The following is a 14855-nucleotide window of genomic DNA, read 5'->3' as shown; positions in this document are numbered from 1 at the left end:
ACGGCACCTTGAGGGGGCGCGGGGTGGCACACACCCCGCGCCCCTTCGCCGTGTGCGGATGCACCGCGGGCGGGCCCGGATCACCCGGGCCCCTCATTGTGTCGCTCTGACGATTACACTGGGCGGGTGGCTGACTCGAAGTTCTGGTCCATCTATCAGCACGGCTTCGCACGGATCGCCGCGTGCACGGGTCACACCGTCATCGCGGACCCGCGGGCCAACGCCGAAGCGGTCCTGCGCCAGGCGCGCCGCTGCGCCGACGAGGGGGTCGCCGTCGCCGTCTTCCCGGAGCTGGGGCTGTGCGGCTACTCGATCGAGGACCTGCTGCTGCAGGACGCCCTGCTCGACGAGGTCGAGGCGGCGCTGGCGCAGGTGGTGGCCGGGTCGGCCGGTCTGCTGCCGGTGCTGGTCGTCGGCGCGCCGCTGCGCCACCGCAACCGGGTCTACAACTGCGCGGTGCTCGTGCACCGCGGCCGCGTGCTCGGGGTCGTGCCGAAGTCGTACCCGCCGAACTACCGGGAGTTCTACGAGCGCCGCCAGATCGGCGACGGCGCCGACGAGCGCGGCGGTTCGATCCGGGTCGGCGGCGAGAGCGTGCCGTTCGGCGTGGATCTGCTGTTCACGGCGGGCGACGTGCCGGGGCTCGTGCTGCACACGGAGATCTGCGAGGACATGTGGGTGCCGGTGCCGCCGAGCGCGGAGGCGGCCCTCGCCGGTGCGACCGTCCTGGTCAACCTCTCCGGCAGCCCGATCACCGTGGGACGGGCCGAGGACCGCAAGCTGCTGTGCCGCTCGGCGTCCTCCCGCTGCCTGGCCGCCTACGTCTACGCGGCGGCCGGCCTCGGCGAGTCGACCACCGACCTGTCCTGGGACGGGCAGGCCATGGTGTACGAGAACGGCGTGCTGCTGGCCGAGACCGAGCGCTTCCCGCTCGGCGACGCGTACGCGGTGGCCGACGTGGACCTCGACCTGCTGCGCCAGGAGCGTCAGCGGATGGGCACCTTCGACGACAACCGCCGTACGCACAAAGCGCGCACCGACGACTTCCGCACGGTGTCCTTCGAACTCGACCCGCCCTCCACCGACCTCGGGCTGCGCCGCCGCCTGGAGCGCTTCCCGTTCGTGCCGGCCGACGCCGAGCGGCTCGCCCAGGACTGCTACGAGGCGTACAACATCCAGGTCGAGGGCCTTCAGCAGCGGCTCGCGGCGATCGGTGGCTCGAAGGTGGTCATCGGGGTGTCCGGCGGCCTCGACTCCACGCACGCGCTGATCGTCGCCGCCCGCGCGATGGACCGCGCGGGCCGCCCGCGCAGCGACATCCTGGCCTGGACGCTGCCCGGCTTCGCCACCAGCGACCACACCAAGGGCAATGCCCACAAGCTGATGAACTCGCTCGGTGTCACCGCGGCCGAGCTGGACATCACGCCGACCGCGCGGCTGATGCTGAAGGAGATGGGCCACCCCTTCGCCTCCGGCGAGCCGGTGTACGACGTCACCTTCGAGAACGTGCAGGCCGGTCTGCGCACCGACTACCTGTTCCGGCTGGCCAACCAGCGCGGCGGCATCGTGCTCGGCACCGGTGACCTCTCCGAGCTGGCGCTCGGCTGGTCCACGTACGGCGTGGGCGACCAGATGAGCCACTACAACGTCAACTCGGGTGTGCCGAAGACGCTGATCCAGCATCTGATCCGCTGGGTCATCAGCAGCGGGCAGTTCGACGAGGAGACCGGCGAGACGCTCGCCGCGATCCTGGACACCGAGATCAGCCCGGAGCTGGTGCCGGGCGAGGAGATGCAGTCGACGGAGTCGAAGATCGGCCCGTACGCCCTGCACGACTTCACGCTCTTCCACGTGCTGCGCTACGGCTTCAGGCCGTCGAAGATCGCCTTCCTGGCCTGGCACGCCTGGCACGATGCGGAGGCGGGCGAGTGGCCGCCGAACTTCCCCGACGCCAAGCGGGTCGCGTACGAACTGGCGGAGATCCGGCGCTGGTTGGAGGTCTTCTGCAAGCGCTTCTTCGCCTTCGCGCAGTTCAAGCGGTCGGCGATGCCCAACGGGCCGAAGGTCTCGGCGGGCGGTTCGCTGTCCCCGCGCGGCGACTGGCGCGCGCCGTCGGACGGCAACGCACGGGCCTGGCTACGGGATCTCGCGCGCTTCGACGACGCTACGGCGTGAGCGCGCTCCAGCCCGACTCCAGCAGTTCGAAGGCGCGGGAGACGGCCCGGCGCGGGTCGTCGTGGTCCTGGGCGGCGCGGGGCGCTTCGAGCGCGAAGTGGGCGAGGGCGGTGCAGGCGGGGTCGTCCGCGGGAAGTCCGCTCTCCTCCGCGATGACGCGGGCCAGGGCGTCGGTGTGGCGCAGCCACATGCCCTGGCGGTAGTCGCGCAGGGCGGGGGTGTCGTTCACCATGCGGAGGAAGGCCGCGAAGCGGGGGTCGCCGTCCGCCGTGAGGAGCCGGGAGCGCAGTGCGTGCTCACGCAGCGCCGCGGGGACGGACTGTCCCTCGGGCCGCTCGCGCACCGCGGCGAGCAGGGCCGCCTCCACGTCGTCCTCCTCGTCGAAGACGAGGGCCTCCTTGACCGGGAAGTGCTTGAACAGCGTCGTGGTGGACACGTCGGCGGCGTCCGCGATCTCCCGGATGCCGACGTCGTCGTAGCCGCGCTCCAGGAACAGGCGCAGCGCGGCGTCCGCGATGGCCTTCCGGGTGGCGGCCTTCTTGCGCTCGCGGCGGCCCTGGGGCGCCGGCGCGGCGGCGGGTGCGGTGTCGGTGGTGGGTGCGGTGTCGGTCGTGGTGTCGGACATGCCGCACAGCGTACCGCCAAGGTTGCCCTGATTCAAAAGTTGAGTCGTTGCACTTATTGCCTCGGTGTGCTTTTCTGTGGCCATGAACACCACCCCTGCTCCCCGCATCGCCATCGTCGGCGCCGGTCCCGGCGGCCTGACCTGCGCCCGTATCCTCCAGCGGCACGGCATCACCGCCACCGTCCACGACCGCGACGCCGGGCCCGACGCCCGCGACCAGGGCGGCACCCTGGACCTGCACGCCGACAACGGCCAGATCGCCCTGCGCGAGGCCGGACTGCTGGACGCCTTCTTCCGGCTGGCCCGCCCGGAGGGCCAGGAGATGCGCCAACTGGACACGGCCGGCACGACGCTCTTCCACCATCTCCCCGACGAGGGCGAGCAGTTCAAGCCCGAGATCGACCGCGGCCACCTGCGCGACCTGCTGCTCGACTCCCTCGCCCCGGACACCGTGCGCTGGGGCCACACCCTCACGAAGGTCTCCGGCCCCGATGAGGGACCGCGCACCCTGCACTTCACCGACGGCAGCACCGTCGAGGCGGATCTCGTCATCGGCGCGGACGGCGCCTGGTCCACGGTCCGCCGGGCCGTCTCCCCCGCCACCCCCCGATACACCGGCGTCACCTTCCTGGAGGCCCGCTTCGACGACGTCGACGAGCGGCACCCCCGCGTCGCCGAACTCGTCGGCCAGGGCAGCGCCGCGGCGGCCGACGGAGAGCGCGCCCTCTTCGCCCAGCGCAACAGCGGCAACCACATCCGCGTCTACGTCATCCAGCAGCTCCCCGCCGACTGGATCACCGCCGTCGGCCTGACGCCCGATGACACCGACGGCATCCGCCGCCTCCTGCTGGAGCGCTACGCCCACTGGTCGCCCCGTATGCGGGAGTTGATCGACGGCAACGACGGCCCCTACGCCGACCGCCCGATCTTCGCCCTGCCGGTGCCGCACACCTGGGAGCAGAACCCCACCGTCACCCTGCTCGGTGACGCCGCCCATCTCATGCCCCCGCTCGGCGTCGGCGTCAACCTCGCCATGCTCGACGCCTGCGAACTCGCCCTGGCCGTCGCGCACTCCGGAACCGTCGGCGAGGCCATCCGTGTCTACGAGCGGACCATGGTGCCCCGCTCCACCGAGACGGCCCGGCTCCTCGACGGCGCCACCACCGGGCTGCTGTCCACGGACCTGCCCGACTTCGCCACCGCGGACCGGGCCTGAACGGCATCAACTGGCAGGCGCCTCGGGGGCGGGACTACGAACCGCTGCCCAGGTTCACGCGCGCCGCGATCGGGAGGTGGTCGCTTCCCGTGGCGGGGAGCGTCCACGAGGTCACCGGGTCGACGCCCTGGACCATGATCTGGTCGATGCGCGCCATCGGGAACGAGGCCGGCCAGCTGAAGCCGAAGCCGTTGCCCGCGGCGCCCTGGGTGGAGCGCATCTGGGAGGTGACCGCGTTCAGGGAGCGGTCGTTCATGGTGCCGTTCAGATCGCCGAGCAACACCTTGCGCTCGAGCGGCTCATGGGCGATGGCCTCGCCGAGCGCGTCGGCGCTGGTGTCGCGCTGCCGGGCCGTGAACCCGGCCTCCAGCTTCACCCGCACCGAGGGCAGGTGGGCGACGTAGAACGCGACCGGGCCCTTGGGGGTGGCGACCGTGGCGCGCATCGCACGGGTCCAGCCGAGCCGGATGTCGACCGCCTTGACGCCGCTCATCGGGTACTTGCTCCACAGCCCGACGGTGCCCTGCACCGAGTGGTACCTGTACGTCGGGGCGAGCGCCTTCTCGTACACCGGAACGACGGATGCCTTCAGCTCCTCCAGGGCCACCACGTCCGCGCCGGAGGCGGCCACGTCGCGGGCGGTGCCGGACGGGTCGGGGTTGTCGGCGTTGACGTTGTGCGTGGCCACGGTGAGGTCACCGCCGGCGCCGGTCCTGTCGGTGAGCAGGCCGCCGAAGAGGTTCAGCCACGCGGCGACCGGCACCACCAGCGCGATCAGCGCCACGGCCGATTTCCGCACCAGCGCGACCAGCAGCAGGAGCGGGATCAGCACGCCGAGCCAGGGCAGGAAGGTCTCGGTGAGACTGCCCAGGTTGCCGATCCTGTTGGGGATGCGCGCGTGCAGCAGCATCACCAGACCGAGGAGCACCGCGATCGCCGCGGTCACCAGGCCGCGGCGCCAGATTCTCGGGTCGCCCCGCCATCCGGACAGCAGACGGACCATCAGGCGCCGGAACCCGTTTCCCCGGCGCTCGGGCCCCGAGCCGCCGTTGTCGGTCTCCGTCATGTACGCCTGCTGCGCCATACCGCGTCGCCTCACTGCCTGCCGTGCACACCGTCCGCCCCTCGTGTCTACGACCCTAGGGGATGATCGGCTCCGATCCTGCCGTCCCATGACGGCCGTACGGGCAGTGGGACGAAGAAGTCGGGGTGAGGAGTTCCGGATGCGCGTGCCGAAAGGTCCTCTGTGACGGAACGCGCATATTCGGGCCGGAGAGACGGTCAGATGACGGGCCGTAGCCCTTCGAGCAGCGTGTCGACGATCTCCTCCGACAGGCCCTCGGGCAGATCGGCGTCCGCGCGCATGACGCTGCGCAGCAGCATCGGGCCGACGAACATGTCGTTCATCAGCTCCACGTCGACGTCCGTGCGCAGTTCGCCGTTGGCCTGTCCGCGGCGCAGGATCTCGACCTGGAGCCTGCGCCGCGGCTCGACGACGTTGGCGTGGTAGGCGGCCCAGATCCGCGGGCTGCTCTTCATCTGGGCGAAGACGTTGTGCAGCAGCGCCGACGTACGGGTCATCACACCGCGTTGGCGCAGCTGTTCGAGAAGGGCCACGAGGTCGTCGCGCATCGAGTTGCCGGGCAGTTCGGGGTCCGGGGGCTCGGCCGTGCGCACGACGTCGACGAAGAGTTCCTCCTTGCCGCTCCAGCGGCGGTAGATGGTGGCCTTGCCGACGCCCGCGGTGCGGGCGATGCGCTCGATGGACAGGTCGGCGAGCGGAACGCCGTCCTCGAGGAGCTTCATCACGCCCTCGATGATGGCCCGTTCCACCGCCTCGCTCCGCGGGCGCCCGCGGGCCGGCGCGGTGCCCTGATCTGCTTGGCTGTCGGCGAGGCTCACTTCACTCCATCCCTTCGCTCAACTGCCCCCGTTGTGCGGCGAGGTCAGTCCGCGGCAGCCACCAACTCCTGCTTCTCCTCGCCCTTCTGCGGGGCGGCCGGCTTGCCGGGCAGGAAGAGGAAGACCACCAGCGCGCCGATCAGTGCGACCCCGGTGCCGCACAGCGCGGTGACGTGCATGGCGTGCAGGAAGGCGTCGTCGGCCGGGGTGATGAGGCCGTTGCCCCGCGGGCCGAGCTTCGCGGCGACACCGAGCGTGGCCTCGATGGACTCGCCGGCCGTGTCGCGCAGGCCGGCCGGCAGCAGGCCGAGCTTGTCCTCGATGCCGGAGCGGTACGCCGTCGAGAGCACCGAGCCGAGGATGGCGATGCCGAGCGCGCCGCCGACCTGGCGGAAGGTGTTGCTGAGCGCGGAGGCGGAGCCCGCCTTCTCGCGCGGCAGGGCCTGCATGATGACCACGCTGGTGGGGGTCATCACGTGCGCCATGCCGGTGCCCATGAGGAAGAAGATGATCTCCAGGAGCCAGATCGGGGTGTCCTTCTCGAAGCCGGCGAAGGCGGCGAGCATGGCCGCGAGCAGCAGCAGGCCGCCGCCGGTGGTCACCTTGTTGCCGAACCGGTCGACCAGCAACCGGGCCCGCGGCGCGAAGATCAGCTGCGCGGCGGCCAGCGGCAGCATCAGCGCACCGGTCTGCAGCGGCGAGTAGCCGCGCACGCTCTGCATGTAGAAGACGGAGAAGAAGGTCACGCCCATCAGCGCGAAGAAGACCAGCGCTATGGCGGCCATCGCGGCCGAGAACACCTTGTTCTTGAAGTAGGTGACGTCCAGCGACGGGTGGTCGCTGCGCTTCTCGTACACGACGAAGGCGGCGAGCACGACGAGCCCGGCGACGATGGTCGCGAGCACCTTGGCGTCGGTGAAGTCGGCGAGTTCGCCGCCCTTGATGATGCCGTAGACGAGCAGGACCAGGCCGATGACGGACAGCACCACGCCGACCGGGTCGAGGCGGCCGGGCCGCGGGTCGCGGGAGTCGGGCACCAGCCAGACCATCAGCACGAGCGCGAGAATGACGATCGGGACGTTGACCAGGAAGACCGAGCCCCACCAGAAGTGGTCGAGAAGGAGTCCGCCGGTGATCGGGCCGATGGCGATGGCGAGGCCGACTCCGCCGGCCCACATGCCGATGGCCTTGGGCTGCTCCTCGCGCTCGAAGACGTTCATGAGGACGGCGAGGGTGGCCGGCATGACGAAGGCGGCACCGAGCGCCATCAGCGCACGGTAGGCGATGAGCTGGGTCGGCGAGCCGGACTCGGCGGCCAGCGCGGAGCCGACGCCGAACACGACGAGCCCGCCGAGCAGCACCTTCTTGCGGCCCACCCGGTCGCCGATCAGGCCCGCGGTGAACAGCAGGCCGGCGAAGACGAGGGTGTAGGCGTTGATCGCCCACTCCAGTTCGCTCTGCGTGGCGCCGAGGCCGACGGGAGCCGGGGTGGAGATCGTCTTGATGGCGACGTTGAGGATCGAGTTGTCGAGCACCACGATCAGCAGGCTCAGCATCAGCACACCGAGGATCGCCCAGCGGCGCCGGTGCACCTCTTCGGGGATCCGCGAGGCGGTGGCAGGTGGAGTGGTCATGCGGTCCAGACTAGAGAATTAAGATACGAGACCGTCCCGTATCGTAAATCTTTTTACTCACCTCTTACGTGATGTCATGCGTGACGCAGGTCCCCTTGGCTCGGGTCGGCACGAGGTGCCACCATGGACGTGATCCGGGGACGCCGTCAGGGCGCCTCGAGATGACTGAAGGAGCGTTGCCATGACGCAGCTTTCGGCTGCCCACGCGAAGCCCTCCGACGGCAGCAAGGCGCTGTACGGGGGCAAGGGCACACGCCGCATCACCGTTCGCGACATCGCCCTCGCCAAGGAACGCGGCGAGAAGTGGCCCATGCTCACCGCCTACGACGCGATGACCGCGTCGGTCTTCGACGAGGCCGGCATCCCGGTGCTCCTCGTCGGCGACTCGGCGGGCAACTGCCACCTCGGCTACGAGACGACCGTGCCCGTCACCATGGACGAGATGACCATGCTGTCGGCCGCCGTGGTGCGCGGTACCCAGCGCGCCCTGATCGTCGGCGACCTGCCCTTCGGCTCCTACCAGGAGGGCCCGGTGCAGGCGCTGCGCTCGGCGACCCGGCTGGTCAAGGACGCCGGTGTGGGCGCGGTCAAGCTGGAGGGCGGCGAGCGCTCGCACGAACAGATCCGCCTCCTGGTGGAGTCCGGCATCCCGGTCATGGCCCACATCGGCCTGACCCCGCAGTCCGTCAACGCCATGGGCTACCGCGTCCAGGGCCGCGGCGAGGAGGCCGCCCAGCAGCTGCTGCGCGACGCCAAGGCCGTCCAGGACGCGGGCGCGTTCGCGGTCGTGCTGGAGCTGGTGCCGGCGGAGCTGGCCGCCGAGGTGACCCGGGTGCTGCACATCCCGACCGTCGGCATCGGCGCCGGGCCCGAGACCGACGCCCAGGTCCTGGTGTGGACCGACATGCTCGGGCTGACCACGGGCCGGGTCCCGAAGTTCGTCAAGAAGTACGCCGCCCTGCGCGAGGTCATGGGCGACGCGGTGAAGGCGTACGCCGAGGACGTCGTCGGCGGCACGTTCCCCACCGAGGAGCACAGCGTCCACTAGCGCATCCGGCTCCCCCGGTTCACCTGGACCACCGCGGTACAGAGGCAGCCCGCCGATCGTCCCCCGTCGGCGGGCTGCCGTCCTGTCGGCGGCCTGTCGGCGCGGGCCCGGCGCTGTCGGCGACGTGTCGGTGGTTTGTCGGTGGGAGCTGGCACTGTCTGTTCCATGACGCGAATCGACAACAACGCCAGTGACGACGGCATCGCCGTCACCGTGCGGGGGATGGTCAAGCACTACGGCGAGACCAAGGCGCTGGACGGCGTCGACCTGGACGTGCGCGAGGGCACCGTGATGGGTGTGCTCGGGCCGAACGGGGCCGGCAAGACCACCCTCGTGCGGATTCTGTCCACCCTGCTCAGCCCGACCGCGGGCGAGGCGACCGTCGCCGGGTACGACGTGCTGCGGCAGCCGCGACAGCTGCGCCGGGTGATAGGACTGACCGGGCAGTACGCCTCGGTCGACGAGAAGCTCCCCGGCTGGGAGAACCTCTACATGATCGGGCGGCTGCTCGACCTGCCGCGCAAGGACGCCCGCGCGCGTGCCGACGAGCTGCTGGAGCGGTTCTCGCTCACGGACGCCGCCAAGCGGCCCGCGAGCACCTACTCCGGCGGTATGCGGCGCCGCCTCGACCTCGCCGCCTCGATGATCGGCCGGCCCCAGGTGCTCTTCCTCGACGAGCCGACCACGGGCCTCGACCCCCGTACCCGCAACGAGGTGTGGGGCGAGGTGAAGAGGATGGTCGGCGACGGCGTGACCGTGCTGCTCACCACCCAGTACATGGAGGAGGCCGAGCAGCTCGCCTCCGAGCTGACCGTGGTGGACCGCGGAAAGGTCATCGCGGGCGGTGCCATCGACGAGCTGAAGGCCAAGGTCGGCGGGCGGACGCTGCGGGTGCGGCCCGCGGACCGGCTGCAGCTGGAGCCGCTCGCCGGCGCCCTCGACGAGCTCGGCATCACCGGGCTCGCCACCACCACCGTCGACGCCGAGAGCGGCTCCGTGCTCGTGCCGATCCTCAGCGACGAGCAGCTGACCGCCGTGGTCGGCGTGATCATGTCGCGCGGCATCACCCTCGGCTCCATCACCACCGAACTGCCCAGCCTGGACGAGGTGTTCCTCTCGCTCACCGGCCACCGCGCCAGTGCCCCGCAGGACACCGTCCCCACCGAGACCCGCGAGGAGGTCGCCGTATGAGTTCCCGCCCGTCACCCACCGCCACCCTGAACGAGGCGCTCCGCGCCGCCCCCTCGAACACCGCCACCGCCCCGGCCGCCGTTGCCGACGCCCGTATCCCGCTGCGCGGCCATCTGCGCCACACCGGGGCCCTGGTCCGCCGCAACCTGCTGTGGATCAAGCAGGACCCGGAGTCGATGTTCGACGCGCTGCTGATGCCGGTCGTCTTCACCCTGCTGTTCGTCTACGTCTTCGGCGGCTCGATCGGCCAGGCCCTGGGCGGCGGTCAGGACGGGTACGTCCAGTACGTCATCCCGGGCATGATCGCGATGATGAGCATGACGCTCTCCCAGGGCGTCGGCACCGGCTTCAGCCAGGACTTCAACTCCGGTGTCATGGACCGCTTCCGGTCCTTGCCGATCGGGCGCGGCTCGGTGCTGTTCGCGAAGATCTCGGTGGAACTGGTGCGGATGCTGTTCGCGACCACCGTGCTGATGATCGTCGCCGTGCTGGTCGGGTTCGACATCCACCACTGGGCCGGCCTGTTCGCCGCCGTCGGCCTGTCCGCGGTGTTCGCCTCCTCCATCATGTGGGTGTTCCTCACCCTGGGCGTGGTCCTGAAGAACGCTCAGTCCGTGCAGGCGATGGGGTTCCTTGTGCTCTTCCCGCTGCAGTTCGGCTCGTCGATCTTCGCGCCGACGAAGTCGATGCCGGGCTGGCTGCAGGCCTTCACCGACTACAACCCGCTGTCCACGCTCGCCGACGCGGCGCGCGGGCTCATGGTGGGCGGCCCGGTCGCGCACGACCTGTGGGTGACGCTGGGCTGGTCCCTCGCCATCACGGCGGTGGCGGCGCCGTACGCCATCCACAAGTTCCGCACCAAGAGCTGACGTTCGCCATGGGCGCGCGTCAGACCAGGGCGGTGGCCTCCTCCGGGGAGAGGCCGCCGCCCTGCGCGTACGCGGCCTCGTACGCCTCCTCGCCGAGCAGGGCGCGGGCTGAGGGTGGCGGCCCGGTCGCACACCACCCGTGGGTCACGCTGGGCCGGTCGCCGGCGATCACCGCGGTGGCGGCGCCGTACGCCATCCACAAGTTCCGCACCAAAAGCTGACGTTCGCCTCGATCGCGCGTCAGACCAGGGCGGTGGCCTCCTCCGGGGAGAGGCCGCCGCCCTGCGCGTACGCGGCCTCGTACGCCTCCTCGCCGAGCAGGGCGCGGGCTGAGGGTGGCGGCCCGGTCGCACACCACCCGTGGGTCACGCTGGGCCGGTCGCCGGCGATCACCGCGGTGGCGGCGCCGTACGCCATCCACAAGTTCCGCACCAAAAGCTGACGTTCGCCTCGATCGCGCGTCAGACCAGGGCGGTGGCCTCCTCCGGGGAGAGGCCGCCGCCCTGCGCGTACGCGGCCTCGTACGCCTCCTCGCCGAGCAGGGCGCGGGCTGAGGGTGGCGGCCCGGTCGCACACCACCCGTGGGTCACGCTGGGCCGGTCGCCGGCGATCACCGCGGTGGCGGCGCCGTACGCCATCCACAAGTTCCGCACCAAAAGCTGACGTTCGCCTCGATCGCGCGTCAGACCAGGGCGGTGGCCTCCTCCGGGGAGAGGCCGCCGCCCTGCGCGTACGCGGCCTCGTACGCCTCCTCGCCGAGCAGGGCGCGGGCTGAGGGTGGCGGCCCGGTCGCACACCACCCGTGGGTCACGCTGGGCCGGTCGCCGGCGATCACCGCGGTGGCGGCGCCGTACGCCATCCACAAGTTCCGCACCAAAAGCTGACGTTCGCCTCGATCGCGCGTCAGACCAGGGCGGTGGCCTCCTCCGGGGAGAGGCCGCCGCCCTGCGCGTACGCGGCCTCGTACGCCTCCTCGCCGAGCGCGGCGCGGGTGCCTGCCTCCGCCCGCTCGCGGGTCTCGCGCTCCAGGCAGGAGGGGACGTGGCCGGGCGGCAGGAAGCGGGCCGCGGCGCCGAGGGCTCGGGCGGCGTCCCGGGCGCGGCGGCCGCCGTCGGCCCCGGTGAGGGCGATGGCCGCGACGGTCAGATAGGTGGAGCGCATCGAGGGCGCTATGGCCTCCGAGAGCGGATCGCCGGCCCGCTCCAGCGCCTGGCGGACCTTGGCCAGGGACTCCTCGTAGCGGCCGTCGGCGGCGTCCAGCCAGGCCTCCATGCCGAGCAGGAACGCGTCGAAGACGACGAAGTGCGCGATCTTGAACTGCTCGCGCAGCAGCCGCAGTTCCTCGCGTGCCTCGGGGATGCGGCCGGTCAGGCCGTAGCGGCCCGCCAGGAACATCCTCGCTGCGGGCATCGCCTCGTTGGCGTAGCCCTCCTGCTGGTCGATCACCTCGTGCAGCAGCCGCTCGCCGCGCTCGGTCTCGCCCGCCTCCAGCAGCGCGGCGCCGAGCCGGGCGTTGAGCACGGCCACCTGGGCGCGGGCGCCGAGGCGCTCGGCGTGCTCGATCGCCCGCTCGTAGTCGTCGGCGGCGGCACGCCAGCGGCCCTGCTTCTCGTTGGACTCGCCGCGCGCGGAGAGCGCCTCCGCCGTGCCCCACAGATCCCCGATCCGGCGGTAGATCTCCAGCGACTCGTCGGCGTCCCGGGTCGCGTCGCCCGCCCAGTCGCTGCGGTTGGCGAGCAGGTTGGCCCGCATCTGCAGACTCGCGGCGAGCTCCCACTCGTACCCGGGCGTGGCCCGGCAGGTGCGCACGGTGGCCTCGATGAGCTCACGCAGCCGGGGCATGTCGGCGGTGAGCATGACGGCGTAGAACCACAGGGAGCCGGGACTGCGGCAGGTCTGCGGAAGTCCCGGGGTGTAGGTGTCGGCGATGGTGCGCAGCTTCGCCTGTGCCTGCGGGGTCTGCCAGGCCTCCAACTCGGTGTCCATGCAGGCGAGATGGACCAGGTGCAGGCCGCGCCGGGCCTCTTCGAGCAGTTCACCGGTCCACGGCGGCGGGGTGTCCGTGCAGCGCTCCCAGACGGGCACGGCGGGGCGTGCGGGCTCGGTGAACGGGTCGGGGCCGAGGGCCTGCACCTCGCGCGACCAGTTGCGGGCCTCGATGCGCAGATCGCGCATCTGCCAGTACCAGGCCAGCGACAGCACCAGGCAGATCCCCTCCTGCTCGTCGCCCTCGGCGACGGCGTGCCGCAGGGCGGTGCGCAGGTTCTCGTACTCGCGCTCCAGGGTCCGGATGGCGGCGAGTTGGTCGGAGCCGCGCAGCAACGGGTCGGTGCGGCGGGCGAGTTCGCGGAAGTACGTGCGGTGGGCCCGGCCCGCCTCGCGCTGCCCGTCCGCCTCGGCCAGGCGTTCGCCCGCGTACTCGCCGACGGTCTCCAGCAGCCGGTAGCGCATCTCCCCGTCGCCCGAAGGGGCGGCCACCACCAGGGACTTGTCGACCAGGGAGCCCAGCGCGTCGAGGGCCGCGGGTCCGCAGACGGCCTCGGCGGCGGCCAGGTCGCAGCCGCCGGCGAACACCGACAGGCGGCGCAGTACCTCCCGTTCGTCCTCGTCGAGCAGGTCCCAGGACCAGTCGACGACCGCGCGCAGGGTCTGCTGGCGGGGCCGGACCGTACGGCTGCCGGAGGTGAGCAGCCGGAAGCGGTCGTCGAGCCGGTCGGCGATCTGCCGTGGGGTGAGCATCCGCAGCCGGGCGGCGGCGAGTTCGATGGCGAGCGGGAGCCCGTCGAGCCGTCGGCAGATCTCGGCGCACGCCTCGGGGTCCTCCTCGACCCGGAAGCCGGGGCGCGCGGCTGCTCCCCGGTCGGCAAGCAGCCGCAGCGCCACCGGCTCCGGCAGCGGCTCCACCGGGCGCACCAACTCCCCCGGTACGCCCAGCGGTTCACGACTGGTGGCGAGCACCGTCAGCCCCGGGCAGCGCTCCAGCAGTTCCTCGACGAGGTGGGCAGCGGCGTCGACGACATGCTCGCAGTTGTCGAGGACGATCAGCATGCGGCGCCTGCCGCAGTGCTCGGCGAGCCGCTCCAGGGGATCGTCGTGCCGGTCGCTGCCGGCGCGCATGGCCTCGGCCCCGGCGCCGTAGAGCACGGTCTCGCGGGCGCCGAGGGCGGTCAGGACGGCTTCCGGTACGGCCTTCGGGTCGTCGACGGGGGCGAGTTCGGCGAGCCACACCCCGTCGCGGGAGGCGTGGCGCACGGTCTCGGCGGCCTCCTGCGACAGCCGGGTCTTGCCCGCCCCGCCGGGTCCGAGCAGCGTCACCAGACGGGCCGCTGCGAGGTCCTGGCGGATGGCATCGATGTCGGCCTCGCGGCCGACGAAGGAGGTCAGCCGGGCCCGGAGGTTGCCGGGGGGCGCGGCGGCGGCCGTGGCGGCCGGTGCGGCGGCGGGCGGCTCCACCGGGGCGGTCCTGGCGCTCCCGTTCAGCAACTCGCCGTGCAGCGCGGTCAGTTCGGGCCCGGGGTCGGAGCCCAGCCGGTCCGCGAGGAGCAGCCGTACGTCCTCGAACGCGGCCAGTGCCTGAGCCGTGCGGCCCGCGTCGCGCAGCGCGCGCAGCCGCAGCGCCTGCAGGGGCTCGTCGAGGGGGTGGGTGTCGCACAGGGCGGTCAGCTCGGGCAGGGACTGCTCGGCGTGGCCCAGGGCGAGCGCGGCGGTGTGGCGGGCGCGCAGGGCGTCGAGCCGGCGGGCGTCCCAACGGGCCGCCTCGGCAGTGCGGTCGGGCAGGTCGGCGAGGGCGGGGCCGCGCCACAGGGCGAGCGCGTCGTCCAGCACGACGGCCGCCTTGGCGGGGTCGCCGTCGGCGAGCGCGCGCACCCCCTCACCGGTCCGCCGCTCGAAACGGTGCAGGTCGACGTCGTCGGGCCGGGCGGCGAGCCGGTAGCCGCCCTCGCCGGAGGCGACGGCGTCCGCGCCCAGGGTCCGGCGCAGCCGGCCGACCAGGGCCTGCAGCGCGCCCGCCGCGTCCGCGGGCGGATCGCCGTCCCACACGTCGTCGACCAGCACACTCACCGGTACGGTGCGGCCCGCCCGCAGGGCGAGCACGGTCAGCAGGGCACGCAGCCGCGCCCCGCCGACCTGGAGGGGGGTGCCGTCGGGGTGGAGCGCCTGAGTGGTGCCGAGGATGCGATAGCGCACGGGCCCA

Annotated in this window: 12 protein-coding genes and 2 pseudogenes; 7 read left to right on the top strand and 7 right to left on the bottom strand. The window is 72.1% G+C overall.

Features of this window, described 5'->3' with window-relative positions:
• The first annotated feature begins 126 nt into the window (after positions 1 to 126).
• Positions 127 to 2175, top strand: coding sequence for an NAD(+) synthase (locus tag JYK17_RS31625; protein WP_222811705.1), 2049 nt, complete (start codon positions 127 to 129; stop codon positions 2173 to 2175).
• Here the strand turns inward: JYK17_RS31625 and JYK17_RS31620 are convergent.
• A complete protein-coding gene (locus JYK17_RS31620; RefSeq protein ID WP_108008026.1) occupies positions 2165 to 2800 on the bottom strand; it encodes a TetR/AcrR family transcriptional regulator in 636 nt (211 codons plus the stop codon). The two genes, JYK17_RS31625 and JYK17_RS31620, sit on opposite strands and share 11 nt — an antisense overlap.
• Before the next feature lie 82 nt (positions 2801 to 2882).
• On the opposite strand from JYK17_RS31620, the gene JYK17_RS31615 reads away from it, so the two are divergent.
• Positions 2883 to 4016: an FAD-dependent oxidoreductase gene (locus tag JYK17_RS31615; protein WP_222811704.1), complete on the top strand. Its 1134-nt coding sequence runs from the start codon at positions 2883 to 2885 to the stop codon at positions 4014 to 4016.
• A gap of 34 nt (positions 4017 to 4050) precedes the next feature.
• Here JYK17_RS31615 and JYK17_RS31610 read toward each other — a convergent pair whose 3' ends face one another.
• The 3 genes from JYK17_RS31610 to JYK17_RS31600 all read right to left on the bottom strand — a co-directional run bounded on the left by JYK17_RS31610 (position 4051) and on the right by JYK17_RS31600 (position 7552).
• Positions 4051 to 5019 (bottom strand): endonuclease/exonuclease/phosphatase family protein, encoded by a 969-nt coding sequence (locus JYK17_RS31610; RefSeq protein WP_372465343.1) that lies wholly within the window; start codon positions 5017 to 5019, stop codon positions 4051 to 4053.
• 278 nt (positions 5020 to 5297) lie between these two features.
• Positions 5298 to 5918 (bottom strand): TetR/AcrR family transcriptional regulator, encoded by a 621-nt coding sequence (locus JYK17_RS31605; protein WP_108008024.1) that lies wholly within the window; start codon positions 5916 to 5918, stop codon positions 5298 to 5300.
• Between the two features lie 44 nt (positions 5919 to 5962).
• A complete protein-coding gene (locus JYK17_RS31600) occupies positions 5963 to 7552 on the bottom strand; it encodes an MFS transporter (RefSeq protein WP_206660199.1) in 1590 nt (529 codons plus the stop codon).
• A 181-nt stretch (positions 7553 to 7733) separates the two neighbouring features.
• Between JYK17_RS31600 and panB the strand changes: the two genes are divergently transcribed.
• The 4 genes and pseudogenes from panB to JYK17_RS40825 form a co-directional block, all read left to right on the top strand.
• Positions 7734 to 8600, top strand: coding sequence for a 3-methyl-2-oxobutanoate hydroxymethyltransferase (gene panB / locus JYK17_RS31595; RefSeq protein ID WP_128803252.1), 867 nt, complete (start codon positions 7734 to 7736; stop codon positions 8598 to 8600).
• Positions 8601 to 8765: 165 nt separating this feature from the next.
• Positions 8766 to 9791 (top strand): ATP-binding cassette domain-containing protein, encoded by a 1026-nt coding sequence (locus JYK17_RS31590; RefSeq protein WP_108008021.1) that lies wholly within the window; start codon positions 8766 to 8768, stop codon positions 9789 to 9791.
• Positions 9788 to 10660, top strand: a complete 873-nt coding sequence (locus tag JYK17_RS31585) for an ABC transporter permease (protein ID WP_234547679.1) — start codon at positions 9788 to 9790, stop codon at positions 10658 to 10660. Before JYK17_RS31590 ends, JYK17_RS31585 begins: the two co-directional genes overlap by 4 nt.
• Before the next feature lie 116 nt (positions 10661 to 10776).
• Positions 10777 to 10881, top strand: a pseudogene (locus tag JYK17_RS40825) (ABC transporter permease); the annotation flags it as partial.
• Positions 10882 to 10900: 19 nt separating this feature from the next.
• Here the strand turns inward: JYK17_RS40825 and JYK17_RS41310 are convergent.
• On the bottom strand, positions 10901 to 11077 hold the full coding sequence (locus JYK17_RS41310) for a hypothetical protein (RefSeq protein ID WP_181362363.1): 177 nt from the start codon (positions 11075 to 11077) through the stop codon (positions 10901 to 10903).
• 141 nt (positions 11078 to 11218) lie between these two features.
• Between JYK17_RS41310 and JYK17_RS41395 the strand changes: the two are divergent.
• Positions 11219 to 11323: pseudogene (locus JYK17_RS41395) on the top strand (ABC transporter permease); the annotation flags it as partial.
• Between the two features lie 19 nt (positions 11324 to 11342).
• Here JYK17_RS41395 and JYK17_RS41300 read toward each other — a convergent pair.
• Both JYK17_RS41300 and JYK17_RS31560 read right to left on the bottom strand, forming a co-directional pair.
• Complete coding sequence (locus JYK17_RS41300; RefSeq protein ID WP_181362363.1) at positions 11343 to 11519, bottom strand: hypothetical protein; 177 nt, start codon at positions 11517 to 11519, stop codon at positions 11343 to 11345.
• Positions 11520 to 11563: 44 nt separating this feature from the next.
• Complete coding sequence (locus tag JYK17_RS31560) at positions 11564 to 14848, bottom strand: AfsR/SARP family transcriptional regulator (RefSeq protein ID WP_234547681.1); 3285 nt, start codon at positions 14846 to 14848, stop codon at positions 11564 to 11566.
• Positions 14849 to 14855: the final 7 nt, after the last annotated feature.

The organism is Streptomyces plumbidurans, from assembly GCF_019857225.1.
Classification (GTDB): Bacteria; Actinomycetota; Actinomycetes; order Streptomycetales; family Streptomycetaceae; genus Streptomyces; species Streptomyces plumbidurans.
Note: the sequence above shows the minus strand (reverse complement) of the source record. Positions and strands in the feature narration are given on the sequence as shown.